Origin of the sequence: Micromonospora thermarum (assembly GCF_012034245.1) — a bacterium.
GTDB lineage: Bacteria > Actinomycetota > Actinomycetes > Mycobacteriales > Micromonosporaceae > Micromonospora > Micromonospora thermarum.
The window spans coordinates 153,392-176,465 of record NZ_JAATEO010000005.1 but is presented as its reverse complement, the minus strand read 5'-3'; the positions used below and the strand labels follow the sequence as shown (position 1 = coordinate 176,465).

Sequence of the window (23,074 nt, the reverse complement as noted above, 5' to 3'; positions counted from 1 at the left end):
ACATCGTGGCAGGAAGAGGCGAACGACACAGTCCCTTTTCGGGCCGGCGTCCCGTTGCCGGTCCGCACCGTCCCATCTGGCAGGCTTGGCGGTCGTGAGCGCAGACGGACTGATCGTGGTCGACAAGCCGGGCGGCATGACGTCGCACGACGTGGTGGCGCGCGTGCGGCGGCTGGCCCGGACGCGGCGCGTCGGGCACGGCGGCACGCTCGACCCGATGGCCACCGGTGTGCTGGTGATCGGCGTCGGCCGGGCCACCCGGCTGCTGACCTACGTGATCGGGGCCGGCAAGAGCTACACCGCCACGATCCGCCTCGGGCAGGCGACGGTCACCGACGACGCCGAGGGCGACGTGATCGCGACCACCCCGGCCGGGCAGGTGACCGACGACGCGATCCGGGCCGCCCTCGCGGCGCTCACCGGTGAGATCGACCAGGTGCCCAGCGCGGTCAGCGCCATCAAGATCGACGGGCAGCGGGCGTACAAGCGGGTGCGGGAGGGGGAGAGCGTCGAGCTCCCGGCCCGCCGGGTCACCATCTCCCGGCTGGACGTCCTCGCCGTGCGGCGGGACCAGCCCGACGTGGTGGACGTGGACGTGGACGTCACCTGCTCGTCCGGCACGTACGTCCGGGCGATCGCCCGGGACGCGGGGCTGGCCCTCGGGGTCGGCGGGCACCTGACCGCGTTGCGCCGGACCGCCGTCGGCGGTTTCACCCTGGCCGAGGCGGCCACCCTCGACGAGCTGGAGCAGCGCGCGCCCGACGTGGTCAACCTGCCGCTCGCCGCCGCGGCCGAGCGGTTCTTCCCGCGCCGGGACGCCACCGCCGACGAGCAGCGCGTGCTCTCCCACGGCGGCCCGCTGGACCCGGTCGGGATCGCCGGCCCGTACGCGGTCTTCGGCCCGGCCGGGGAGTTGATCGCTATCGTCAGCGAGCGGGACGGTCGGGCCCGCGCGGAGATCGTGCTGGCCCCGGCCTGAGAAACTGTCCGGGAGACCCCGCAGCCGCCGCGAGGTGTCCGGACAGTCTCGGTGGGCCGGCGGTCGGCCAGCGGCAGGGGAGGAGCAGCATGCAGCGGTGGCGGGGGTACGACGCGGCGCCCGGTGGCTGGGGGCGGTCGGTCGTCACGATCGGCGTCTTCGACGGCGTCCACAAGGGGCACCAGGCGACCATCGGTCACGCCGTGGCACGGGCCCGGGAGCTGGGCGTCAAGTCGGTGGTGGTCACCTTCGACCCGCATCCGGCGGAGGTGGTGCGTCCGGGCTCGCACCCGGCCGTGCTCACCGAGCCCGCCCGCAAGGCGGAGCTGATCGAGGCGCTCGGCGTGGACGTCCTCTGCGTGGTCCCGTTCACACCGGAGTTCTCCCGGCTGCCGGCCGAGGCGTTCGTGCACGACGTGCTGGTCGAGCACCTGCACGCCACCCGGGTCGTGGTGGGTGCCAACTTCCGGTTCGGGCACAAGGCGGCCGGTGACGTGGCGCTGCTGGAACGCCTCGGGCGCACCTTCGGCTTCGCCGTCGAGGGCGCGCCGTTGGTGTCGGAGGCGGGGACCGTCTTCTCCTCCACGTACATCCGTTCGTGCGTCGACGCCGGTGACGTGGTCGCCGCGGCCGCCGCGCTGGGCCGGCCGCACCGGCTCGAAGGGGTGGTGGTGCGCGGCGACCAGCGTGGCCGGGAGCTGGGCTTCCCCACGGCCAACCTGCTCTGCCACCGGTACGCGGCGGTCCCCGCCGACGGCGTCTACGCCGCCCGGCTGGTGCGACGGGGCCACCGGGAGCCGCTGATGGCCGCCGTGTCGGTCGGCACGAACCCGACCTTCTCCGGGCGGGAGCGGCGGGTCGAGGCGTACGTGCTCGACTTCGCCGGCGACCTGTACGGCGAGCGGCTGGCCCTGGACTTCGTGGCGCACCTGCGGGGGCAGGTCCGGTACGACTCGGTGGAGCCGCTGGTGGCCCAGATCACCGAGGACGTCGAGCGGACCCGGCGGGCGCTGGCCTGAGGCGGGCCGGGCGGCGGGGCGGCGGGGCCGTCCGCGGGCGGTCCGTTCCGGCGGACGACCGGGCGCCGCGGCAGCGGCCTGCGGCCCTTGACCGGCCCGCCCGACCGGTTGCTGGTAGGCTGACGGAGACGTCGGCTGACCGACGTGGGGCCTCGCGTGCCTGCACGACGCCGCGGGTGCGAGGACCGTCCGTTTCCGTTCGGCGAGACCCGACACGACGGACATCGCCGAACAACCCATCGAAACAGGGAGAACATGGCGCTCGACCAGGAAGCCAAGGCCCAGATCCGCGCGGAGTACGCGACCGTCGAGGGCGACACCGGTTCGCCCGAGGTGCAGGTCGCGGTCCTCACCAAGCGGATCGCGGACCTGACCGAGCACCTGAAGGTGCACAAGCACGACCACCACAGCCGCCGCGGGCTGCTGCTGCTGGTCGGCCGTCGCCGTCGGCTGCTCAACTACGTCCAGAAGAAGGACATCAACCGCTACCGGTCGCTCATCGAGCGGCTCGGTCTGCGCCGGTGACGTGACGGGGGAGTGGCCGACGAGGCCGCTCCCCCGCTTCGGTTCACCACCAGGAACACCGAACAACCAGGGCCGCGCGACCACCCGACACCCAGGGAGCCGGTCAGCGTACCGGTCTCCGGTAGTGGCCCCCGGGCAAACGGCACGACGCCGACCGCCCGGGCGCTTCGATCGAAGACCGGCCGTCTGAGCAGCTCTGCGTCGCGGGTCCGTTCACGCGAAGGAGCACAACCGCAGATGACCGAGAGCAGTAACCTCGGCACCGAGTCCCGCACCGCCGTGATCGACAACGGGTCCTTCGGCACCCGTCAGATCACCTTCTCCACCGGCCGGCTGGCCCGTCAGGCCGCCGGCTCCGTCATCGCCCAGCTCGGCGAGACGGTCGTCCTCTCCGCCACCACCGCCGGCAAGCAGCCGAAGGAACAGTTCGACTTCTTCCCGCTGACCGTCGACGTCGAGGAGCGGATGTACGCCGCCGGCCGGATCCCCGGCTCGTTCTTCCGTCGTGAGGGGCGTCCCAGCGAGGACGCGATCCTCACCTGCCGCCTGATCGACCGGCCGCTGCGCCCGTCGTTCGTCAAGGGCCTGCGCAACGAGGTCCAGGTCGTCGAGACCGTCCTCGCGCTCGACCCGCAGCACCCGTACGACGTCGTGGCGATCAACGCCGCCTCGATGTCGACCAAGCTCTCCGGCCTGCCGTTCTCCGGCCCGATCGGCGCCACCCGGATGGCGCACGTCGACGGCCAGTGGGTCACCTTCCCGACCCACGAGGAGCTGGCCCGGGCCACCTTCGACATGGTGGTCGCCGGCCGTGCCCTGCCGGACGGCGACGTCGCGATCATGATGGTCGAGGCCGAGGCCACCGAGCACACCGTGAAGCTGGTCGCCGACGGTGCCCCGGCCCCGACCGAGGAGGTCGTGGCGAGCGGTCTGGAGGCCGCCAAGCCGGCCATCCGCGAGCTGTGCCGGGCGCAGAGCGAGCTGGCCGACGTGGCCGCCAAGCCGGTCCTCGAGTACCCGGTGTTCCTGGACTACCAGGACGACGCGTACGAGGCGGTGGCGGAGTTCGCCCGGGCCGACGTCGCCGAGGCCCTCCAGATCGCTGGCAAGGCGGTCCGTGAGGAGGCCCTGGACGCGATCAAGGTGCGGATGCTGGAGGAGGTCGGCCCGCGCTTCGAGGGCCGGGAGAAGGAGCTGACCGCCGCCCTGCGGTCGCTGACCAAGTCCGAGGTCCGCAGCCGGGTGCTGCGCGAGCAGGTCCGCATCGACGGGCGCGGCCCGCGGGACATCCGCCCGCTGACCGCCGAGGTCGGCGTGCTGCCCCGGGTGCACGGCTCGGCGCTGTTCGAGCGCGGCGAGACCCAGATCCTGGGCGTCACCACGCTGAACATGCTGCGCATGGAGCAGGCGCTGGACACCCTCTCCCCGGAGAAGTCCAAGCGCTACATGCACAACTACAACTTCCCGCCGTACTCGACCGGTGAGACCGGCCGGGTCGGCTCGCCGAAGCGCCGCGAGATCGGCCACGGCGCGCTCGCCGAGCGGGCGCTGATCCCGGTGCTGCCGTCGCGCGAGGAGTTCCCGTACGCCATCCGGCAGGTCTCCGAGGCCCTCGGCTCCAACGGCTCCACCTCGATGGGCTCGGTCTGCGCGTCGACGCTCGGCCTGCTCAGCGCCGGTGTGCCGCTCAAGGCGCCGGTCGCCGGCATCGCCATGGGCCTCATCTCCGACGAGGTCGACGGCAAGACGCAGTACGTGACGCTGACCGACATCCTCGGCGCCGAGGACGCCTTCGGCGACATGGACTTCAAGGTCGCCGGCACCCGGGACTTCGTGACCGCGCTCCAGCTCGACACCAAGCTCGACGGCATCCCGTCGGACGTGCTGGCCGCCGCGCTCCAGCAGGCGCACGAGGCCCGGCAGACGATCCTCGACGTGATGCAGCGGGCGATCGAGGCCCCGGCCCCGATGTCGGACTACGCGCCGCGGGTCACCACCGTCAAGATCCCGGTCGAGAAGATCGGCATGGTGATCGGCCCCAAGGGCCAGACGATCAACGCCATCCAGGACGAGACCGGCGCCGAGATCTCCATCGAGGACGACGGCACGATCTACGTCGGCGCCACCAACGGCCCGTCGGCGCAGGCGGCGGTGGAGCGGATCAACGCCATCGCCAACCCGACGCTGCCCAAGGTCGGCGACCGGTTCCTCGGCACCGTGGTGAAGACCGCCGCGTTCGGCGCGTTCGTCTCGCTGCTCCCGGGCCGCGACGGCCTGCTGCACATCTCCAAGGTGGGCGACGGCAAGCGGGTCGAGAAGGTCGAGGACTTCCTCAACGTCGGCGACAAGGTCGAGGTGGAGATCGCCGACATCGACCAGCGCGGCAAGATCTACCTGGACAAGGTCCGCCCGGAGGGCGCCGAGGCCCCGGCCCCGGCCGAGGCGGGCGCCGAGCGGCCGGCCGGCCGTGACCGTGGCGACCGGGGTCCGCGCGACCGCGGTGACCGGGAGCGTGGCGGTGAGCGCGGCGGCCGTGGCCCGGAGCGCGGTGACCGTGGCGAGGGCGGCGAGGGCGGCGGCGAGTCGCGTCCGCGCCGTCGCACCCGGCACACCTGACCGGTAACCACCGCACCACCCACCCCTCGTCGAACCGGGAGCACCACGTGAGTCGGGCCGCCAGCGCGCCGTTTACGCCGGATCGACGGGGGGTGGCGGCGTTCCGGGGCACGACCGGGGGCCGTGCCGGCGGCGCCCGCGCGGTGACCCGGACGCTCACCGACGACCCGCTGGGCGGGACCGTCCGCCGGACGGTCCTGCCCAGCGGCCTGCGCGTGCTCACCGAGGCGATCCCGACGATGCGCAGCGTCTCCTTCGGCATCTGGGTGTCCGTCGGGTCGCGGGACGAGACCGGCCCGCAGGCCGGTGCCGCCCACTTCCTGGAGCACCTGCTGTTCAAGGGCACCCACAAGCGGAGCGCGCTGGAGATCTCCTCGGCGATCGAGGCGGTCGGCGGCGAGACCAACGCCTTCACCACGAAGGAGTACACCTGCTACTACGCGCGGGTGCTCGACGAGGACCTGCCGCTCGCCATCGACGTGATGTGCGACCTCGTCGCCGACTCGGTGCTCACCCCGGCCGACGTGGAGACCGAGCGGGGCGTGATCCTCGAAGAGATCGCCATGCACGACGACGAGCCCGGCGACGAGGTCCACGACCTCTTCACCCGGGCCGTCTACGGCGACCACCCGCTGGGCCGGCTGATCTCCGGCACCGAGGAGACGGTCACGCCGATGACCCGGCGGCAGATCCAGAACTTCTACCGGCGGCACTACACCGCCCCGCGCATCGTCATCGCCGCGGCCGGCAACCTCGACCACGCCGCGGTGGTCAAGCTGGTCCGCCAGGCGCTGCGCGGCACCCCGCTGGACACCGACCCGGCGGTGCCGGCGCCGTTCCGGGCCGCCACCCCGGCGGTACGCATGAAGCCCGCCACGACGCTCGTCGAGCCGAAGGAGACCGAGCAGGCGCACGTCGTGCTCGGCTGTCCCGGCATCGACCGGCTGGACGACCGCCGCTTCGCCCTCGGCGTCCTCAACAACGTCCTCGGCGGCGGCATGTCCAGCCGGCTGTTCCAGGAGATCCGCGAGCAGCGCGGCCTCGCGTACTCGGTCTACTCGTACGCCAGCCAGTACGCCGACAGCGGCCTGTTCGCCGTCTACGCCGGCTGCGCTCCGGGCAAGGTGGACGAGGTGCTGGACCTGACCCGCACCGAGCTGGCGCGGGTGGCCGCCGACGGGCTGACCGAGGCGGAGGTGGCCCGGGGCAAGGGGATGAGCAAGGGCTCGTTCGTGCTGGGTCTGGAGGACACCGGCTCCCGGATGAGCCGCCTGGCCAAGGGCGAACTGCTCTACGGCGACCTGATGCCCGTCGACGAGCTGCTCGCCCGGGTCGACGCGGTCACGGTCGACGACGTCAACGGCCTCGCCGCCGAGCTGCTCGGGCGGCCGATGTCACTGGCCGTGGTCGGCCCGTTCGGCGAGTCCGACTTCGCCGCCTGAGCGACCACCCCACCCCGGCGGTGCCGGCGTCCCGATTGGGATAGGTTGTGCCCCGTGACTGACGAGCAGGACAAGAGCGCGGACGAGCCGATCCGGGTCGGCGTGCTGGGTGCCCGGGGCCGGATGGGCGTCGAGGTGTGCCGGGCCGTGGACGCGGCGCCCGACATGGAGCTGGTCGCCATGATCGACCAGGGCGACTGGCTGTTCAACGCCTCCGACGCCGGGGCCGAGGTGGTCGTCGACTTCACCACCCCCGATGTCGTCATGGACAACCTGCACTGGTGCATCGACCAGGGCATCAACGCCGTGGTCGGCACGACGGGCTTCACCGAGGCGCGGCTGGAGCGGGTACGCGGCTGGCTGGCCCGCAAGCCCGGCGTGGGCGTGGTGGTCGCCCCCAACTTCGGCATCGGCGCGGTGCTGATGATGCAGTTCGCCGCCCGGGCCGCCCGGCACTTCGAGTCTGTGGAGATCATCGAGCAGCACCACCCGCGCAAGCTCGACGCCCCGAGCGGCACCGCCACGCACACCGCCCGACTGATCGCGCAGTCCCGCGCCGAGGCCGGTATGGGCCCCGCGCCGGACGCCACCAAGGACGAGGTGGCCGGCGCGCGGGGCGCCGACATCGACGGGGTGCGCGTGCACGCGGTCCGCGCCACCGGCCTGGTCGCCCACCAGGAGGTGCTCTTCGGCACCACGGGCGAGACGCTGACGATCCGGCACGACTCGTACGACCGGGCTTCCTTCATGCCCGGCGTGCTGCTGGCCGTGCGCGAGGTGCGGAAGCGGCCCGGCCTCACCGTGGGCCTCGACGCCCTGCTCGACTGAAACGGGTCGTCAGACCACCCGGGCCGCTCTAGGCTGCCCGGGTGATCGACTCCCACCTCCACGACCGGCTCGGCCGCCGGGTCACCCTGCGCCCGGTGGACGACGACAACTGGCGTGCGGTGGCGGACGTCGCCCCACGCGACGACCAGCGCGCCTGGGTGCCCGCCCTCGCCGCCCGCTACCTGCTGCTGACCGACCGCACCGACGTGTGGACCTCGCTCGCGGTGTACGCGGACGAGACCGTCGTCGGCCACGTGATGTGGGGTGTGGACGACGACGGCTCCCGGTGGATCGGCGGCATGCTGGTCGACGCGGCCGAGCAGGACCACGGCGTCGGCCGGGCCGCCGTGGCGACCCTCGCGCAGTGGCTGGCCGGGGAGGGCGGCGGGAACCCGGTGCGGCTGTCGTACCACCCGGACAACGCCGTCGCCGCCCGCCTCTACACCAGCCTCGGCTTCGCCCCGACCGGCGCGACGGAGGACGACGAGATCGTCGTCGAACTGGTCACCCTCGCCTGAGCCGCGCGTCGTCGGGCTCAGCTGACGTCCGAGGTGGCGTCCGCGACCGCCGAGCGGGGAACGGGGATCGGCGCGGAGACGGCCGGGCCGGTCAGCTGGAAGCCCGCCGGCAGGCCGGTGACCGAGGCCGCGCCCGCCCGGTCGATCGCGACGGTGACCGGACGGCCGGCGACGCGCAGGCCGGCGGCGGAGACCGCGCCCAGGTCGGCGCCGGCCAGCGGGGCGAGGTGCACCGTCCCGGCCGGCACGTCCGGATAGACGCCCGTGGCCGCCTGGAGCAGCAGCACGGCGGCCGCCGCCGACCACGCCTGCGGGTGGCAGGCCGCCGGGTAGGGCACCGGACGCCCGAGGAGGCTGCGGTCGTCGCCGCCGTACAGCTCGGGGAGCCGGTAGTCGAACGCCTCGGCCGCCGCGAGCAGGCCGTCGGCGAGGCCGAGAGCGGCCTGCCGGAAGCCGGCCCGGGCCAGCCCGGCGAGGACGATCGCCGTGTCGTGGGTCCAGATCGAGCCGCAGTGGTACGACAGCGGGCTGAACCCGGTGTCGTCGGTGGACATGGTGCGCAGCCCGAATCCGCCGGTCATCGCGTCGGTGGTGAGGAGGCGGGCCACCTGAGCCTCCTCGGTGGCGGCGAGCAGGCCGGTGCCGAGCAGGTGGCCGATGTTGCTGGTCAGCGAGTCGACCGGGCGCTTGTCCCGGTCCAGCGCGAGGGCGGGCTGCGGCCCGTACGGGCCGTCCACCCAGAACGTGGCGCGGAACCGCTCGGCGAGCCGGTCGGCGTACGCGCGCCAGCGGTCGGCGCCGGGACGGCCGAAGGCGTCCAGCAGGGCGGCTCCATTGATTGCCGCCTCGTACGCGTACCCCTGCACCTCGGCGAGCACGATCGGCGCGGTCGCGAGGCGGCCGTCGCGGAAGCGGACCGCGTCCCCGGAGTCCTTCCAGCCCTGGTTCGACAGGCCGTGCCCGGTGGTGTCGACGTACTCGATCAGGCCGTCGCCGTCGGCGTCCGCGTGGTCGGCGAGCCAGCCCAGCGCCGCCTCCAGGTGGGGCAGCAGGGGCGCGACCTGGTCGGCGGGCAGTCCCCAGCGCCACGCGTCGTGCAGCAGGCAGACCCAGAGCATGGTCGCGTCGACCGTGCCGTAGTACGCCGGCGGTAGCCGCAGGCCCTCGCCGGCCAGCGCGAACTCGTGCCGCCGTAGCTCGTGCAGGATCTTGCCGGGCGCCTCGCCGGTGGCGGGGTCGAGGCGGGTGCCCTGCCGGCGGGCCAGCACCCGCAGCGTCCCGGCGGCGAGGTCGGTGCCGAGCGGCAGCATCATCCGCGCGGCCCAGAGGCTGTCGCGGCCGAAGAGGGTGAGGAACCAGGGCACGCCCGCGCCGACGAAGACGTCCTGTGGGGCGTCCGGGTCGGCCAGGCGCAGCCCGCGCAGGTCGGCGAGGGACCGGTCGAGCAGCCGGGTCAGCCGGCGGTCGTCGGCGCGGACCCGTGGGTCGGCCCAGGACCGCTCGGCCGCCGGGTTCGCCACGACCGCGCGCGGGTCCGAGACGGTGAGCCGCCAGCGCAGGGTGGCGGTGCCGCGGGGCGGCAGCTCCACCGGCCAGCGCAGGGCCGGCGCCTCGGCCCGGTCGGCGCGCACCTCGGCGCCCTCGGCGCTGAGGTGGACCGTGACGCCGTCGCCGGACCAGGTGAGACCGCCGGCGGCACCGACCTCCGCCGCGACCGGTGCGGTCGCGCCACCGGACTTGACCACTTCGATCGGCGCCAGGTCGCACGCCAGGTCGACGTCGACCGTGGCGCGGACCGGCTCCGACGCGGTGGAGACGAGCCGTACCTCCTCGGTCAGGCCGCCGGGGTGCAGGTGGCGGGTGCGCTCCACACGTACGGTCGGGTCGGGACCCGGGTCGCCCAGCCAGCGGGCGAGGCCGACGAACCGTGCCCCGTGCGGGCCCGCCGCCCCGCGCGTCAGCGCCTCCGGCTCACGACCGTCGACGCGCAGCTCGGCGCGGCTGAGCACCCGGGCGTCGGCGTGGAACACGCCCTGGACGCCGGTCGGGCGGATCTGCCCGGCCGCGTCCCCCAGCGCGCTGGTCGGGGCGAGCACGACCCCCACCAGATCGTGCAGCAGGGGTTGCAGGTGGCGTTCGGTCACGATGCGGCTCCAGATCCTTCTCGGCGGGGCGCGGATGTCTTGACAGACCGTCCCCAGGCGGTGCAGAGTGCGAAACATTCCAGCAACTTGAACGATCCAATCCTGCCCTATCCAAATTGGATCGTTCAAGACCGCGAGAGGGACCAAGTGGCCGAAAAGGTGACCATCGCGACGGTGGCGCGGCACGCCCGGGTCAGCCGGCAGACGGTGTCCAACGTGCTCAACGCGCCGCACATCGTGCGCGAGGAGACCCGGCTCCGGGTGCAGGAGGCCATCGACGCGCTCGGTTACCGGGCCAACCAGGCCGCCCGCCAGATGCGGACCGGCCGGTCCCGGCTGATCGCGGCCCGCATCGAGCCCACCCGGGACGGGATCAACGGCTCGGTGCTCGACCGGTTCCTGCACGGCCTCACCGAGGCCGCCGAGGCGGCCGGATACCGGGTCATGCTCTACACCGCCACCGACACCGACCGCGAGATCGCGACGTACGACGACCTGCTCGGGGCGTACGACCTCGACGCCTTCGTGCTCACCGGCACCGACCACGGCGACCCGCGGACGGCGTGGCTCGCGCGGCGCGGGGTGCCGTTCGTGACCTTCGGCCGGCCGTGGGACGCGCCCGACGCGCACCCCTGGGTCGACGTCGACGGTGCGTCCGGCACGGCCGAGGCCACCGCCCACCTGCTCGCCGCCGGCCACCGGCGGATCGGCTTCATCGGCTGGCCGGCCGGCTCCGGCGTCGGCGACGACCGGCGCGCGGGCTGGCGGCGCACCCTCGCCGCCGCCGGCGTGGACGTGGCCGGGTTGGACCGGGAGGCGGTGGACGGCATCGCCGAGGGCGAACGCCACGCGCGTGGACTCCTCGCCGAGGCGGCGCCGACCGCGCTGCTGTGCGCCAGCGACTCGCTCGCCCTGGGTGCCCTCCAGGCCGTCCGCGCCGACGCCCCGTACGTGGCGGTGATCGGCTTCGACGACACTCCGGTCGCCGCCGCGGTCGGCCTCACCAGCGTCAGCCAACCCCTCGGCGAGGCGGCCGCCCGCTGTGTCGACCTGCTCACCGCCGTCCTCGACGGTCCTCACCGCACCACCGACCAGGTGCTGCTCCGGCCCTCGCTGGTGCGGCGCCACACCGCATGATCCCCCGTCCCCCACAGGAGAATCCGATGGCACCTCGCTCCCTCACCCGGGCGGCGCTGGCCGGCCTCACCGCCGCCGCCCTCCTCGGTTCCGCCGCGTGCGGCAGCGGTTTCGACGACAGCTCCGGCGACGCCACGCAGTCCAGCGGCCCGGCCAGCCTCCAGATCCTGATCGGCTCCTCCGGCGACGCCGAGACCAAGGCCGTGCAGGATGCCGCCGCCAAGTGGGCGTCGTCCTCGGGCAACCAGGCGACGGTCACCCCCGCCCAGGACCTCACCCAGCAGCTCGGGCAGGCCCTCGCCGGCGGCACCCCGCCGGACGTGTTCTACGTCGACGCGGCGCGGTTCGCCGACTACGCCAGCGTCGGAGCCCTCGAACCGTACGGTGACAAGATCAGCAACACCGGGGACTTCTACGAGAGCCTGCGCACCACGTTCACCTACGACAGCAAGCTCTACTGTGCCCCGAAGGACTTCTCCACCCTGGCCCTCCAGATCAACACCGACCTGTGGACGAAGGCCGGCCTGACCGACGCCGACGTCCCGACGACCTGGGACCAGCTCACCGCCACCTCCCGCACGATCAAGGCCAAGGGGATGGTGCCGCTCGCGCTCGGTGACACCCGCGACCGCATCGGCGCGTTCCTGGTGCAGAACGGCGGCTGGCTGCTCAGCGAGGACGGCAAGCAGCCCGCGGCCGACACCGCGGAGAACGTCGCCGCCCTGACGTACGTCAAGTCGCTGGTCACCGAGGGCCTGGCCCGCTTCCCGAAGCAGCTCGACGCGGGCTGGTCCGGTGAGGCGTTCGGCAAGGGCGCGGCCGTGATGACCATCGAGGGCAACTGGATCAAGGGTGCCCTCAAGAACGACTTCCCGAACGTGAAGTACAAGGTCGTCGAGCTGCCCGCCGGCCCGAAGGGCAAGGGCACCCTCTCCTTCACCCAGTGCTGGGGGATCGCGGCGAAGTCGAAGTACAAGGACCAGGCGATCAAGTTCGTCGAGGCCATGACCTCGGGCGAGCAGCAGATGGCCTTCGCGACGGCGTTCGGCGTGATGCCGTCCCGCCAGTCGGTCCGTGACCAGTACACCAGTGCCTTCCCGGCGGACAAGCCCTTCATCGACGGCGCCGCGTACGCCCAGGGCCCGGTGAACGCGCCGAAGATGGACAGCGTCCTGCAGGACCTGGAGGCGAGCCTGCAGGGCCTGGCGGGCGGCGACCCGAAGACCATCCTGGCCAACTTCGACAAGAACGCCAAGGCGGCCCTGGGCGGCTGAGGTGCGAGGAAGGGCCCCTCGGGCGACAGGGGCCCTTCCTTCCACCTCCGACCGGAGGAAGGAGGGGACATGGCGATCGACGCCGTGGCCGCCCCGGCCACCGCGACCGCCCGACCGCCGCGTCGCGGTGGCCGGGGAGTGCGGGGAAACGAGAACGCCGCCGGCTGGCTCTTCGTCGCGCCGGTCATCGTCATCCTCGGGCTGTTCATGCTGCTGCCGATCCTGATGGCGTTCTGGGTGAGCCTCACCGACTGGAACGGGCAGGGCAGCCCGTTCACCTCGGAGGTGCCGGTCGTCGGTGCCGAGAACTACACCCGGCTCTTCACCGAGGACGGGCTGGACCGCCGCGACTTCATGACCAGCATCCGCAACAACATCTACTACGTGGCGCTCGTGGTGCCGGCGCAGACCGTTCTGGCGCTCGGCCTCGCGCTGGTCGTCAACAACCGGCTGCTCAAGGGGAAGAGCTTCTTCCGTAGCGCCTTCTACTTCCCGTCGGTCACCAGCTCGGTCGCGATCAGCGTCGTCTTCCTCTTCCTCTTCGCCAACTCCGGAGCCGTCAACGGCCTGCTCCGGCTCTTCGGGATCGACGGGCCGCAGTGGTTCGCCGACCCCCGGGGGGTCCTGCACCTGGTGTTGGGTGCGGTCGGCGTGGACAGTCCGCCCGCCGCCCTGGCCGAGGGCGGTCCGTTCGGGCTGAGCTGGTGGGACTGGCTCTCCGGCCCGAGCGTGGCAATGATGTCCATCATCGCGCTGGTCGTGTGGACCACCTCCGGCACCTTCATGCTGATGTTCCTGGCCGCGCTGCAGCAGGTCCCGGTCGTCCTGGACGAAGCGAGCACGATCGACGGCGCCTCGCGCTGGCAGCGGTTCCGGCACGTCACCCTGCCGCTGATCAAGCCGACCACGTTCCTGGTGCTCACCCTCGGCCTGATCGGGTCCTGGCAGGTCTTCGACCAGGTGTACGTCATGAGCCAGGGCGACCCGGCCAAGACCACCCTCACGCCGGCCTACCTGTCGTACCGCACCGCCTTCCGGGACTTCGACTACGGCTCCGGCGCGGCGATCTCGTTCGTGCTGTTCCTGATCATCATCGTGCTCACCCTGGTCCAGCGCCGGATCATGGCCGACCGGGACGCCGACGGGCGCCGGTCGTGGCGTCGGGCCGTACGCCGGGGAGGCCGGCCGTGACCACCCTGACCGACCGATCCGCAGCGGCGGCGCCCGCGCCCGTCGGCGGCCGTCGCGCCCGCGACGGCCGCGCGCTGGCCAGCCGCGTCCTCGGGTACGCCGTCCTGATCTTCTTCGGGCTGGTCTTCATCTACCCGTTCGTGATCCAGATCGGCAACTCGCTCAAGACCGAGCCGGACGCGGCGGCCAACCCGCTCTCGCCGATCCCCGACCCGCTGGTGCTGGCCGGTTTCGAACGGATCTTCGCCGGTACCAACTTCCCGCTCTGGCTGGGCAACTCGTTGCTGGTGACCGTGCTGGTCACGCTCGGGCGGGTGTTCTTCGACTCCCTCGCCGGGTACGCCCTGGCCCGGCTCCGCTTCCACGGGCGGCGGTGGCTCTTCGCCGCGGTCGTCGCGGTGATGGCGGTGCCGCCCGTCGTGCTGCTGATCCCCAAGTTCCTGGTGCTCAACCAGTTGGGCATCTACAACAGCTACACCGGGCTGGTCGTGCCGCTGCTCGCCGACGCGGCCGGCATCTTCATCATGAAACAGTTCTTCGAGTCCGTCCCGGTCAGCGTGGAGGAGGCCGCCCGGATCGACGGAGCCGGTGTCTTCCGTACCTTCTGGTCGGTGGTGCTGCCGATGGCGAAGCCCGCGCTCATCACGCTGACGATCCTGTCCTTCCAGGGCTCGTGGAACGAGTTCCCGCACAGCCTGGTGTCGGTGCAGGACCCGGACCTGTTCACCCTGCCGCGCGGCCTGGCCGACCTGGTCAGCGGCTCGCTCGGCAAGGGCACGCAGTATCCGCTCAAGCTCGGCGCCGCGCTGCTCGCCACCATCCCGGTGGCGGTCATCTTCGTGATCTTCCAGCGCTACTTCGTCCGGGACGCCTCCGAGGGCGCGGAGAAGGGCTGACGCGTGGGGGTTCCCCGGGTCGCGGGAACCTCGGAACCACCCACGCGTCTCGGACCGGCGGTCAGGGCAGCCGGTCGGGCAGCCCGAACAGCGGGAAGAGCCGGGGCTCCAGGAAGTGGGTGATCGTGGTGATCCCGGCCCCGTCGGTCGACACGAGCTGGACCGAGAACGGCCGGTGCCCGCCGGCCGGGTCGGGCCGGTACTGCCCGAAGCCGGACCCGCCGTTGGCCGTGACCGGCAGCAGCCGCGACCCCCGGCACTCGGCGCCCGGGCCGAGCATCCACCGCCCGATGTCCCGCGGCCCCCGCAGCCACAGCGCGTACGGCGGCATGCTGTGGACCGCGTCCTCCCGCAGGAGGGTGACCAGCGCGTCGACGTCGTACCGCTCGAACAGCTCGACGTAGCGGTCGAGCAGCTCGCGGTGGGCCGCGTCCAGCTCGGTGGCGGGTGCCGTGTCGGCGCGGTCGGCCATCGTGGCCCGGGCCCGCTGCAGGGCGCTGTTGACCGAGGGGACCGTGGCGTCGAGCAGGCCGGCCACCTCGTCGGCCCGCCAGCGGAGCACGTCGCGCAGGATCAGCACGGCGCGTTGCCGGGGCGGCAGGTGCTGCAGCGCGGCGACGAACGCCAGCCGCACCGACTCCCGTGCGACGGCCACCTCCGCCGGATCGCCCGCCGCCGGCAGCACCGCCGCGTCGGGCGCCGGCTCCACCCACCGCGCCTCCGGCGCCCCGAGGGAGGCGAGCACCGGCCGGCCGGGCTCGCCGAAATCCACCGGGAGGGCCCGGCGGTCGCGCCCGCGCAGCAGGTCGAGGCAGACGTTGGTGGCGATGCGGTAGAGCCAGGTGCGCACCGAGGACCGGCCGGCGAAGTGGTCCCGCGCCCGCCACGCCCGCAGCAGCGTCTCCTGCACCGCGTCCTCGGCGTCGAAGATCGAGCCGAGCATGCGGTAGCAGTAGCCGGTCAGCTCGGCGCGGTGCGCCGGGGAGACCGCCGGGCCGGGCTCGCCGAGCGGGTGGTCGTGGCCCCCGGCGGCCGGGACCTGCGCGTGCGTCACCGTCATGGCGTCACCGTAGGCGGGGCGTCCGACAGTCCGCGACGACCCGCCGGCTAGCCGTCCGCGCCGTCCGGCGGAGGCGGCACGGCGACGTGCAGGCGCACCTGCGGGACGAGCATGTCGTCCACGTCCAGGGCGCGGCCCGCCCCGTCCGGCTCCCAACCGGTGCCGGTGAGGAACTTCCGGGTGGCCGCGTCGCCGTCGAACGCCCAGGCCACCGCCCGGCCGAACCCGTCCTCGCGCCAGTGGTCCACGCTCGCCGCGAGCAGTCGGCTGCCGTGTCCCCGCCGGCCCCACCGCGGCTCCACCAGCAGGTCGGTCACCGCGACGACGTCCGGCCCGAGCGCCTCGGCCGGCTCGCCGGGGGCCAGGGCCTCGGCGTCGGCCGGACCGGAGGCGGCGAAGCCCACCAGATACGATTGCTCGGCCTGTTCGACGGCGACCAGCACCCGGTGCGAGCCGGAGGGTGGCTCCTGCACCGCCGCGCTCCACCGCCGGGCCAGCCACGCCTCGTCCAGGTTGTCGAGCACGTGCCGGGGCAGGATGCGCCGGTACGCGACCCGCCAGGTCGCGAGCTGGATGCGTGCGATCTCGCCGGCGTCTTCCGGACGCGCCGGGCGGACGTATCCGAGGGCCATGGCACGGAAGCCTACGCAGGACGAGGGAGGCGACGGTGGCGCAGGGTGCCGGGCGGACGATCGGGCAGGTCGTCGGCGTGGCCGGCCTCGCCGTCGCGGTGGCCCTCTTCCTCTCGGTGGCCGCCGTGCGGCACGGCTTCTTCGATCTCCAGGTCTACTACGGCGCGCTGCGCCACTGGGTGCACGACGGCGGGGAGATCTACGACTACCTGCGCCCGTTCACCCAGTACGGCTTCACGTACCCGCCCTTCGCCGCGCTGGTGATGCTGCCGATGGCGTACCTGCCCTGGACGGCGGCGATCGTGGTGAGCGTGACCGCCAGCGTGGTGGTCACCGCCGTCCTGTTCCACTGGTTGATCGACCCGATCTCCCGCCGCGCCGGCTGGACCCGCTGGTTCGCCCTCGCGGTGGCGCTCTGCCTGGCCGCCGCGTACGAGCCGATGCGCGAGACGGTCAACTTCGGCCAGGTCAACATGCTGCTGCTGTTCCTGGTGGCGGTCGACCTGCTCCGGTTGCTGCCGGGCGGGAGCCGCTGGGCGGGGGTGGGCATCGGCCTCGCGACCGCGATCAAGCTGACTCCCGGCATCTTCATCGTGTACCTGCTGGTGACCGGCCGCTGGCGGGCGGCGGTGACCGCGATGGGCGCCGCGGCCGCCGCCACCGTGTTCGCCGGCGCGCTCTTCCCGGACGCGTCCCGCGAGTTCTGGACCGAGGCGCTCTGGAACACCAACCGGGTGGGCGAGCTGGCGTTCGTGTCCAACCAGTCGCTGCGGGGGGTGGTGGCCCGGCTGAACCCGGAGGAGCCGAGCACCCTGGCCTGGCTGGCGCTGGTGGTGGTGACGCTGGCGCTGTGGGTGTGGCGGTCGCGGGCGGCCGCCGCCGCCGGTGACGAGGCGACCGGGCTGGCGCTGACCGGTGCGGTGATGTGCCTGGTCAGCCCGGTCACCTGGGTGCACCACCTGGTCTGGCTGCTGCCCGCGCTGATCCTCCTGGTCGACAACGGGATGGCCGCCCCCGCGCGCAGCCGCCGGCGCCGCACGCTGCTGGTCGCCGCGGCCGTCGCGTACGCCTTCCTGATCAGCCGCATCGTCTGGGCGTGGGAGCGGGACTTCACCGGAATCGATGGCTTCCTCGGTAGCAACACCTACGTCTGGATCAGCCTGGCGCTGCTCGCCTTCCTGCCGGTCCGGCCGCCGTCGGTGCGGGCACCGGCCGAGGCGGTCGTCACGGCCGGCGCGGCGCGGCCGGGCGGGCTCGACGGGCGGGCGGGCGCCGGGCCGGGCGGGCTCGACGGGCGGGCGCACACCGGTGTCGTACCGCTGAACTAGGGTCCCGGCGATGGCCGTACCGGAATCGCTCTCGCTCGCCCAGGCCCGGCGGATCGCGCTCGCCGCCCAGGGCTTCACCGACCCGGCGCCCACCGGCGTGCCGACGCGTCGGCACCTGCGCCGCGTGCTCGACCGGGTCGGGCTGATCCAGATGGATTCGGTCAACGTGCTCCAGCGGGCGCACTACCTGCCGCTCTACAGCCGGCTGGGGCCGTACCCGACCGCGTTGCTCGACACGGCCGCCTACCGCCGTCCCCGCGACCTCTTCGAGTACTGGGGGCACGAGGCGTCGCTGGTGCCGGTCGGGCTGCACGCGGCGCTGCGCTGGCGGATGGCCCGCGCGCGGGCCGAGGCGTGGGGTGGCATGCGCCGCATCGCCGAGGAGCAGCCCGGCCTGGTGGCGTGGGTCCGCGACGAGGTGGCCGCCCGGGGCCCGCTCACAGCCGCCGAGATCGAGCACGACGCCCCGCGGGAGACCGGCAACTGGGGGTGGAACTGGTCGGCGGTGAAGCGGGCGCTGGAGTTCCTGTTCTGGGCCGGTGAGGTGACCGCGGCCGACCGCACCACCTCGTTCGCCCGCCGCTACGACCTCCCGGAGCGCGTCCTGCCGGCGGCCGTGCTGGCCGCGCCGACCCCGACCGACGCCGAGGCGTACCGGATGCTGGTCGCCGTGGCGGCCCGGTCGCTCGGGGTGGCCGCCGAGCCGGAGGTGCGGGACTACTTCCGCCTGCCGCTGGCCGGGGCCCGGGCGGCGATCGCCGAGCTGGCGGAGGCGGGGGAGCTGCTGCCGGTGACGGTGCAGGGCTGGCGGCAGCCGGCCTGGCTGCACGCGCAGGCGCGGCTGCCCCGCTGGGTCCGCGGCAACACGCTGGTCAGCCCGTTCGACCCGCTGGTGTGGGAGCGCGGCCGCACCGAGCGGCTGTTCGACTTCAGCTACCGCATCGAGATCTACGTGCCGGCGCCGCAGCGGGTGCACGGCTACTACGTGCTGCCGTTCCTCCAGGGGGAGCGGTTCACCGCCCGGGTCGACCTGAAGGCCGACCGCAAGGCGGGCGTGCTCCTGGTGCCCGCGGCCTGGCTCGAGCCCGGCGCCGACCCGGGCGAGACGGCGCTCGCGCTCGCCGCCGAGCTGCACCGGCTCGCCGGCTGGCTGGGCCTGGACGCCGTGGCGCCCCCGGCGGCGGGTGACCTGGCGGCCCCGCTGGCCGCCGCGCTGAAGAGCGTGGCCGGTGTACCGTGATCGGCGTGACGAGCGTTGAGGGGCCCCGGGGCGACGCCGCGCCGCACCCGGTCCCGCCGCACCCGGTCCCGCCGCACCCGGTGGCGACGTCTCCGGCCGCGCCGGGCGCCCAGGTCGATCCCCACGGTGCGTGGCCCGCCGGGCCGGTCCCGCCGTACCCGGCTCCCGAGCCCGACCGGCTGACCCGCTTCGTGGTCCGGCTCTACGAGCGCTCGCCGCGCTGGGCGGTTCCGCTGGCCGCCCTGGGCTGCGTCGCCGCCGGCATCGGCTACACGCTGATCAGCGACCCGACCCGGTCCGCGCCCGACGCGGCGCCGACCTGCCTGCTCAAGCTCACCACCGGCCTGGACTGCCCGGGCTGCGGCGGCACCCGCGCCCTCTGGTTCGTGCTGCACGGCGACCTGCCGGCCGCCGCCCGCCACCACTTTCTCTTCGTGTTCGCCCTGCCCTTCCTGGCGTACCTCTTCGTGGCGTGGGCGGGGAAGCAGGCGTTCGGCTGGCGGCTCCCCGAGCTGCGGCTCGACACCCGGGTGATCGGTGTCTTCCTGGCCGCGTGGTTCGCCTTCTCAGTGCTGCGCAACCTGCCCTGGGCTCCCTTCACCTCGCTCTACGTCTGACGTCGCCCGCGTCGACCCGACGAACGCGGCGGGTGACCGACATTGCAGCGGGCGAGCCTGACTTGGGCGCGACCGGGGCTCGCCACTACAGTCCCAGGAATGCCGGACATGGTGCAGCCCCAGGTCAAGCTCATCGCGTGGACCCACTTCGCGGCCCCGGACGACGTGCCGTGGTCGACCGACGCCGACGGCGGCCAGGCGCTCGCGGAGTTCGCCGGCCGGGCCTGCTACCAGAGCTGGAAGAAGCCGAATCCGGCCACCGCGACCAACGCGGGCTACCTGGCGCACATCCTCGAGGTGGGTCACCTGAGCGTGCTGGAGCACGGCTCGGTGAGCTTCTACTTCACCGGTGTGTCCCGGTCGTTCACGCACGAGCTGATCCGGCACCGGCACTTCTCGTACTCGCAGCTGTCCCAGCGGTACGTGCCGGAGCGGGACGCGGCGATGGTCGAGCCGACGGTGATCGCCGAGGACCCGGAGCTGCACAAGAAGTTCGTCGAGGCGGCCGAGGCGAGCGTCCGGGCGTACACCGAGCTGCTGGAGGGGCTGGAGCAACGCTTCACCGACGAGCCCAACCCCACGCTGCGGCGCAAGCGTGCCCGGCAGGCGGCGCGGGCGGTGCTGCCCAACGCCACCGAGACCCGGATCGTGGTCACCGGCAACTACCGGGCGTGGCGGCACTTCATCGCGATGCGTGCGACCGAGCACGCCGACGTGGAGATCCGTGAGCTGGCCGTGGAGTGCCTGCGGCAGCTCCAGGGGGTCGCCCCGAACGTGTTCAACGACTTCGTGATCTCGACCCTGCCCGACGGCACCGAGGTGGCGGCCAGCCCCCACGCCGAGGTGTCCTGAGCCCTTCCCCGGCAGGGGCTCGGCGGTCGTCCGCTAGGTTGGACGCATGACGCACGACCACCCTGACACCCCCGCCCCGGCCGCGTCCCGGCCGTTCGGGCGTGTGCTCACGGCCATGGTGACGCCGCTGCACGCCGACGGGTCGCTCGACCTGGACGGCGCGGCCCGGCTGGCGAACCACCTGGTCGACGAGCAGGGCAACGACGCGCTGGTGGTCAACGGCACCACCGGCGAGTCGCCGACCACCACGGACGCGGAGAAGGAGCGCCTGATCCGGGCCGTCGTGGAGGCCGTCGGCGACCGCGCGAAGGTGGTGGCCGGGGTCGGCACCAACGACACCCGGCACACCATCGAGTTGGCCGCCGCCGCCGAGAAGGCCGGCGCCCACGGCCTGCTGGTGGTGACCCCGTACTACAACAAGCCGCCGCAGGCGGGCCTGTTGCGGCACTTCACCGCCGTGGCGGACGCGAGCGGGCTGCCCGTCATGCTGTACGACATCCCGCACCGCGCCGGTGTGCCGATCGAGACCGAGACGCTGGTGCGCCTCGCCGAGCACGGCCGGATCGTCGCGGTGAAGGACGCGAAGGGCGACCTGACCGCGACGAGCTGGGTCACCAGCCGGACGGGCCTCGCCTTCTACAGCGGCGAGGACTCCCTCACGCTGCCCGCGCTGGCCGTGGGCTCGGTCGGCGTGGTCGGCACCTCGACGCACTTCACCGGGGTGCAGACCCAGCAGATGATCCAGGCGTACGACGCGGGCGACACCGCCACGGCGCTCGCCCTGCACCGACGGCTGCTGCCGCTGTACACGGGCATCTTCCGCACCCAGGGCACGATCCTGGTCAAGGCCGGGCTCGCCGCCAAGGGTCTGCCGGCCGGCCCGGTGCGCCCGCCGCTGGTCGACGCGACGGCCGAGCAGCTCGCCCAGCTCCGCGCCGACTGCGCGGCGGCCGGGCTGGACCTTCCCGAATGATCGAACGAGTCGACGGACGCCGGGTGACGGTGTCCCAGAATGAGGTGAACGCGTGACCGAGGCGCACATCGAGGCTGAACTTCCGCCGCCGCTGCCGCAGGGCGGACTGCGGATCATCCCGCTCGGCGGGCTCGGCGCCATCGGTCGGAACATGACCGTCTTCGAGTACGACGGCAAGCTCCTGATCGTCGACTGCGGAGTGCTCTTCCCCGACGTGGAGCAGCCCGGCGTCGACCTGATCCTGCCGGACTTCGGCCCGATCCTCGACCGGCTCGACGACGTGCAGGCGATCGTGCTCACCCACGGCCACGAGGACCACATCGGCGCGGTGCCGTACCTGCTCGCGCACAAGCCGGACATCCCGCTGGTCGGTTCCCAGTTCACCCTCGCCCTGGTCGAGGCGAAGCTCGCCGAGCGGCGGATCCAGCCGTACACGCTGACCGTGCGGGAGGGCGGCCGGGAGCGGCTCGGCCCGTTCGAGTGCGAGTTCTTCGCGGTCAACCACTCGATCCCGGACGCGCTCGCCGTCGCCATCCGCACGCCGGCCGGACTCGTGCTGCACACCGGCGACTTCAAGATGGACCAGCTCCCGCTGGACGGGCGGATCACCGACCTCGCCGGCTTCGCGCGGCTCGGCGCCGAGGGCGTCGACCTGCTCCTGTCGGACTCGACCAACGCCGAGATCCCCGGCTTCGTCACGCCGGAGCGCGAGATCGGGCCGGTGCTGGACTCGATCTTCCAGAAGGCCCGGGGCCGGATCATCGTCGCGTCGTTCGCCTCGCACGTGCACCGGGTGCAGCAGGTCTTCGACTCCGCGGTGGAGCACGGCCGCAAAGTCGCCCTGATCGGCCGCTCGATGGTCCGCAACATGGGCATCGCGCGCGACCTCGGGCTGCTCAACATCCCGCCGGGGCTGGTCGTGGGCATCGAGGAGGCCACCACGATGCCGCCCGACCAGATCGTGCTCATGTCCACCGGCAGCCAGGGCGAGCCGATGAGTGCCCTGGGCCGGATGGCCAGCGGCGACCACCGGCACATCACCATCGCCCCGGGCGACACCGTGGTGCTCGCCTCCTCGCTGGTGCCCGGCAACGAGACCAGCGTCTACCGCGTGATCAACCGCCTGGCCCGGGCCGGCGCGGTCGTCGTGCACAAGGACGTGGCGAAGGTGCACGTCTCCGGTCACGCCCCGGCCGGTGAGCTGCTCTACCTGCTCAACGTGGTCCGGCCGAGCAACCTGATGCCGGTGCACGGCGAATGGCGGCACCTGCGCGCCCACGCCCGGCTGGGCATCGAGTCCGGCGTCGAGCCGGACCGGGTGGTGCTCTGCGAGGACGGCGACGTGGTCGACCTGGTCGAGGGCCGCGCGAGCCTGGTCGGGCACGTCAAGAGCCGGTACGTCTACGTCGACGGGCTGGCCGTCGGCGACGTGAGCGAGTCGCTGCTCACCGAGCGCCGGATCCTGGGCGACGGCGGCTTCATCGCCGCGACGGTCGTGGTCGACTCGGTGACCGGGAAGGTCGTCGGCGGCCCGACTGTGTCCGCCAAGGGCTTCTCCGAGGATCCGGAGGCGTTCAACCCGGTGGTGCCACTGATCACCGAGGCCCTCAACCGGGCGGCGGCGGACGGCATCACCGACCCGCACCAGCTCCAGCAGATCGTCCGCCGGACCGTGGGGCGGTGGGTCAACGACGCGTACCGGCGCCGGCCCATGATCGTCCCGACCGTCGTCGAGGTCTGATCACCACACGCACCGATCCGCGTACGCTCCGACGCCCGCCGGTCACTCCCGGCGGGCGTCGC

General features: G+C 73.3%; 20 protein-coding genes. 17 read left to right on the top strand and 3 right to left on the bottom strand.

Annotation, left to right across the window (positions count from 1 at the left end; translation table 11 throughout):
* The first annotated feature begins 94 nt into the window (after positions 1 to 94).
* The 7 genes from truB (at position 95) to HCJ94_RS06945 (ending at position 7,927) form a co-directional block, all read left to right on the top strand.
* On the top strand, positions 95 to 979 hold the full coding sequence (truB, locus tag HCJ94_RS06975; RefSeq protein ID WP_168000140.1) for a tRNA pseudouridine(55) synthase TruB: 885 nt from the start codon (positions 95 to 97) through the stop codon (positions 977 to 979).
* 89 nt (positions 980 to 1,068) lie between these two features.
* A complete protein-coding gene (locus tag HCJ94_RS06970; RefSeq protein ID WP_168000139.1) occupies positions 1,069 to 1,998 on the top strand; it encodes a bifunctional riboflavin kinase/FAD synthetase in 930 nt (309 codons plus the stop codon).
* A gap of 255 nt (positions 1,999 to 2,253) precedes the next feature.
* The gene (gene rpsO, locus HCJ94_RS06965; RefSeq protein WP_155333538.1) at positions 2,254 to 2,523 is read left to right on the top strand and encodes a 30S ribosomal protein S15; all 270 of its coding nucleotides are present in this window, start codon (positions 2,254 to 2,256) and stop codon (positions 2,521 to 2,523) included.
* 237 nt (positions 2,524 to 2,760) lie between these two features.
* Complete coding sequence (locus tag HCJ94_RS06960; protein WP_168000138.1) at positions 2,761 to 5,139, top strand: polyribonucleotide nucleotidyltransferase; 2,379 nt, start codon at positions 2,761 to 2,763, stop codon at positions 5,137 to 5,139.
* 47 nt (positions 5,140 to 5,186) lie between these two features.
* Positions 5,187 to 6,581 (top strand): M16 family metallopeptidase, encoded by a 1,395-nt coding sequence (locus HCJ94_RS06955; protein WP_168000137.1) that lies wholly within the window; start codon positions 5,187 to 5,189, stop codon positions 6,579 to 6,581.
* Positions 6,582 to 6,635: 54 nt separating this feature from the next.
* The gene (gene dapB, locus HCJ94_RS06950) at positions 6,636 to 7,409 is read left to right on the top strand and encodes a 4-hydroxy-tetrahydrodipicolinate reductase (protein WP_168000136.1); all 774 of its coding nucleotides are present in this window, start codon (positions 6,636 to 6,638) and stop codon (positions 7,407 to 7,409) included.
* Between the two features lie 41 nt (positions 7,410 to 7,450).
* A complete protein-coding gene (locus tag HCJ94_RS06945) occupies positions 7,451 to 7,927 on the top strand; it encodes a GNAT family N-acetyltransferase (RefSeq protein WP_168000135.1) in 477 nt (158 codons plus the stop codon).
* 17 nt (positions 7,928 to 7,944) lie between these two features.
* Here HCJ94_RS06945 and HCJ94_RS06940 read toward each other — a convergent pair whose 3' ends face one another.
* Complete coding sequence (locus HCJ94_RS06940) at positions 7,945 to 10,071, bottom strand: amylo-alpha-1,6-glucosidase (RefSeq protein WP_309227170.1); 2,127 nt, start codon at positions 10,069 to 10,071, stop codon at positions 7,945 to 7,947.
* A gap of 147 nt (positions 10,072 to 10,218) precedes the next feature.
* Here HCJ94_RS06940 and HCJ94_RS06935 point away from each other — a divergent pair, with 147 nt between their 5' ends.
* The 4 genes from HCJ94_RS06935 to HCJ94_RS06920 all read left to right on the top strand — a co-directional run bounded on the left by HCJ94_RS06935 (position 10,219) and on the right by HCJ94_RS06920 (position 14,569).
* Complete coding sequence (locus HCJ94_RS06935) at positions 10,219 to 11,208, top strand: LacI family DNA-binding transcriptional regulator (protein WP_168000133.1); 990 nt, start codon at positions 10,219 to 10,221, stop codon at positions 11,206 to 11,208.
* 26 nt (positions 11,209 to 11,234) lie between these two features.
* Complete coding sequence (locus HCJ94_RS06930; RefSeq protein ID WP_168000132.1) at positions 11,235 to 12,482, top strand: sugar ABC transporter substrate-binding protein; 1,248 nt, start codon at positions 11,235 to 11,237, stop codon at positions 12,480 to 12,482.
* Between the two features lie 69 nt (positions 12,483 to 12,551).
* Positions 12,552 to 13,673: a carbohydrate ABC transporter permease gene (locus tag HCJ94_RS06925; RefSeq protein WP_168000131.1), complete on the top strand. Its 1,122-nt coding sequence runs from the start codon at positions 12,552 to 12,554 to the stop codon at positions 13,671 to 13,673.
* Positions 13,670 to 14,569, top strand: a complete 900-nt coding sequence (locus HCJ94_RS06920; protein ID WP_168000130.1) for a carbohydrate ABC transporter permease — start codon at positions 13,670 to 13,672, stop codon at positions 14,567 to 14,569. The genes HCJ94_RS06925 and HCJ94_RS06920 overlap by 4 nt, the downstream gene beginning before the upstream one ends.
* Before the next feature lie 61 nt (positions 14,570 to 14,630).
* Here HCJ94_RS06920 and HCJ94_RS06915 read toward each other — a convergent pair whose 3' ends face one another.
* Together HCJ94_RS06915 and HCJ94_RS06910 are read right to left on the bottom strand one after the other, a co-directional pair.
* Positions 14,631 to 15,629 carry a sigma-70 family RNA polymerase sigma factor gene (locus HCJ94_RS06915; protein ID WP_168000129.1) on the bottom strand — a complete coding sequence of 333 codons (999 nt, stop codon included), beginning with the start codon at positions 15,627 to 15,629 and terminating at the stop codon, positions 14,631 to 14,633.
* 47 nt (positions 15,630 to 15,676) lie between these two features.
* Positions 15,677 to 16,261 carry a GNAT family N-acetyltransferase gene (locus HCJ94_RS06910; protein ID WP_168000128.1) on the bottom strand — a complete coding sequence of 195 codons (585 nt, stop codon included), beginning with the start codon at positions 16,259 to 16,261 and terminating at the stop codon, positions 15,677 to 15,679.
* 35 nt (positions 16,262 to 16,296) lie between these two features.
* On the opposite strand from HCJ94_RS06910, the gene HCJ94_RS06905 reads away from it, so the two are divergent.
* The 6 genes from HCJ94_RS06905 (at position 16,297) to HCJ94_RS06880 (ending at position 23,012) form a co-directional block, all read left to right on the top strand.
* The gene (locus HCJ94_RS06905; protein WP_168000127.1) at positions 16,297 to 17,589 is read left to right on the top strand and encodes a glycosyltransferase family 87 protein; all 1,293 of its coding nucleotides are present in this window, start codon (positions 16,297 to 16,299) and stop codon (positions 17,587 to 17,589) included.
* 10 nt (positions 17,590 to 17,599) lie between these two features.
* Complete coding sequence (locus HCJ94_RS06900; RefSeq protein ID WP_168000126.1) at positions 17,600 to 18,829, top strand: winged helix-turn-helix domain-containing protein; 1,230 nt, start codon at positions 17,600 to 17,602, stop codon at positions 18,827 to 18,829.
* Positions 18,826 to 19,446: a DUF2752 domain-containing protein gene (locus tag HCJ94_RS06895; protein ID WP_168000125.1), complete on the top strand. Its 621-nt coding sequence runs from the start codon at positions 18,826 to 18,828 to the stop codon at positions 19,444 to 19,446. The genes HCJ94_RS06900 and HCJ94_RS06895 overlap by 4 nt, the downstream gene beginning before the upstream one ends.
* A 108-nt stretch (positions 19,447 to 19,554) precedes the next feature.
* Positions 19,555 to 20,298 (top strand): FAD-dependent thymidylate synthase, encoded by a 744-nt coding sequence (gene thyX, locus HCJ94_RS06890; protein WP_168000210.1) that lies wholly within the window; start codon positions 19,555 to 19,557, stop codon positions 20,296 to 20,298.
* A 46-nt stretch (positions 20,299 to 20,344) separates the two neighbouring features.
* A complete protein-coding gene (gene dapA / locus HCJ94_RS06885) occupies positions 20,345 to 21,271 on the top strand; it encodes a 4-hydroxy-tetrahydrodipicolinate synthase (protein ID WP_168000124.1) in 927 nt (308 codons plus the stop codon).
* Between the two features lie 52 nt (positions 21,272 to 21,323).
* Complete coding sequence (locus HCJ94_RS06880) at positions 21,324 to 23,012, top strand: ribonuclease J (RefSeq protein WP_168000123.1); 1,689 nt, start codon at positions 21,324 to 21,326, stop codon at positions 23,010 to 23,012.
* Positions 23,013 to 23,074: the final 62 nt, after the last annotated feature.

Bases quoted from the DNA above. Each gene is read 5' to 3' on its own strand.
- HCJ94_RS06970 (WP_168000139.1), top strand. From the start codon at position 1,069: ATGCAGCGGTGGCGGGGGTACGACGCGGCGCCCGGTGGCTGGGGGCGG.
- rpsO (WP_155333538.1), top strand. From the start codon at position 2,254: ATGGCGCTCGACCAGGAAGCCAAGGCCCAGATCCGCGCGGAGTACGCG.
- HCJ94_RS06960 (WP_168000138.1), top strand. From the start codon at position 2,761: ATGACCGAGAGCAGTAACCTCGGCACCGAGTCCCGCACCGCCGTGATC.
- HCJ94_RS06930 (WP_168000132.1), top strand. From the start codon at position 11,235: ATGGCACCTCGCTCCCTCACCCGGGCGGCGCTGGCCGGCCTCACCGCC.
- HCJ94_RS06925 (WP_168000131.1), top strand. From the start codon at position 12,552: ATGGCGATCGACGCCGTGGCCGCCCCGGCCACCGCGACCGCCCGACCG.
- HCJ94_RS06915 (WP_168000129.1), bottom strand. From the start codon at position 15,629: ATGACGGTGACGCACGCGCAGGTCCCGGCCGCCGGGGGCCACGACCAC.
- HCJ94_RS06910 (WP_168000128.1), bottom strand. From the start codon at position 16,261: ATGGCCCTCGGATACGTCCGCCCGGCGCGTCCGGAAGACGCCGGCGAG.
- HCJ94_RS06900 (WP_168000126.1), top strand. From the start codon at position 17,600: ATGGCCGTACCGGAATCGCTCTCGCTCGCCCAGGCCCGGCGGATCGCG.
- thyX (WP_168000210.1), top strand. From the start codon at position 19,555: ATGGTGCAGCCCCAGGTCAAGCTCATCGCGTGGACCCACTTCGCGGCC.
- dapA (WP_168000124.1), top strand. From the start codon at position 20,345: ATGACGCACGACCACCCTGACACCCCCGCCCCGGCCGCGTCCCGGCCG.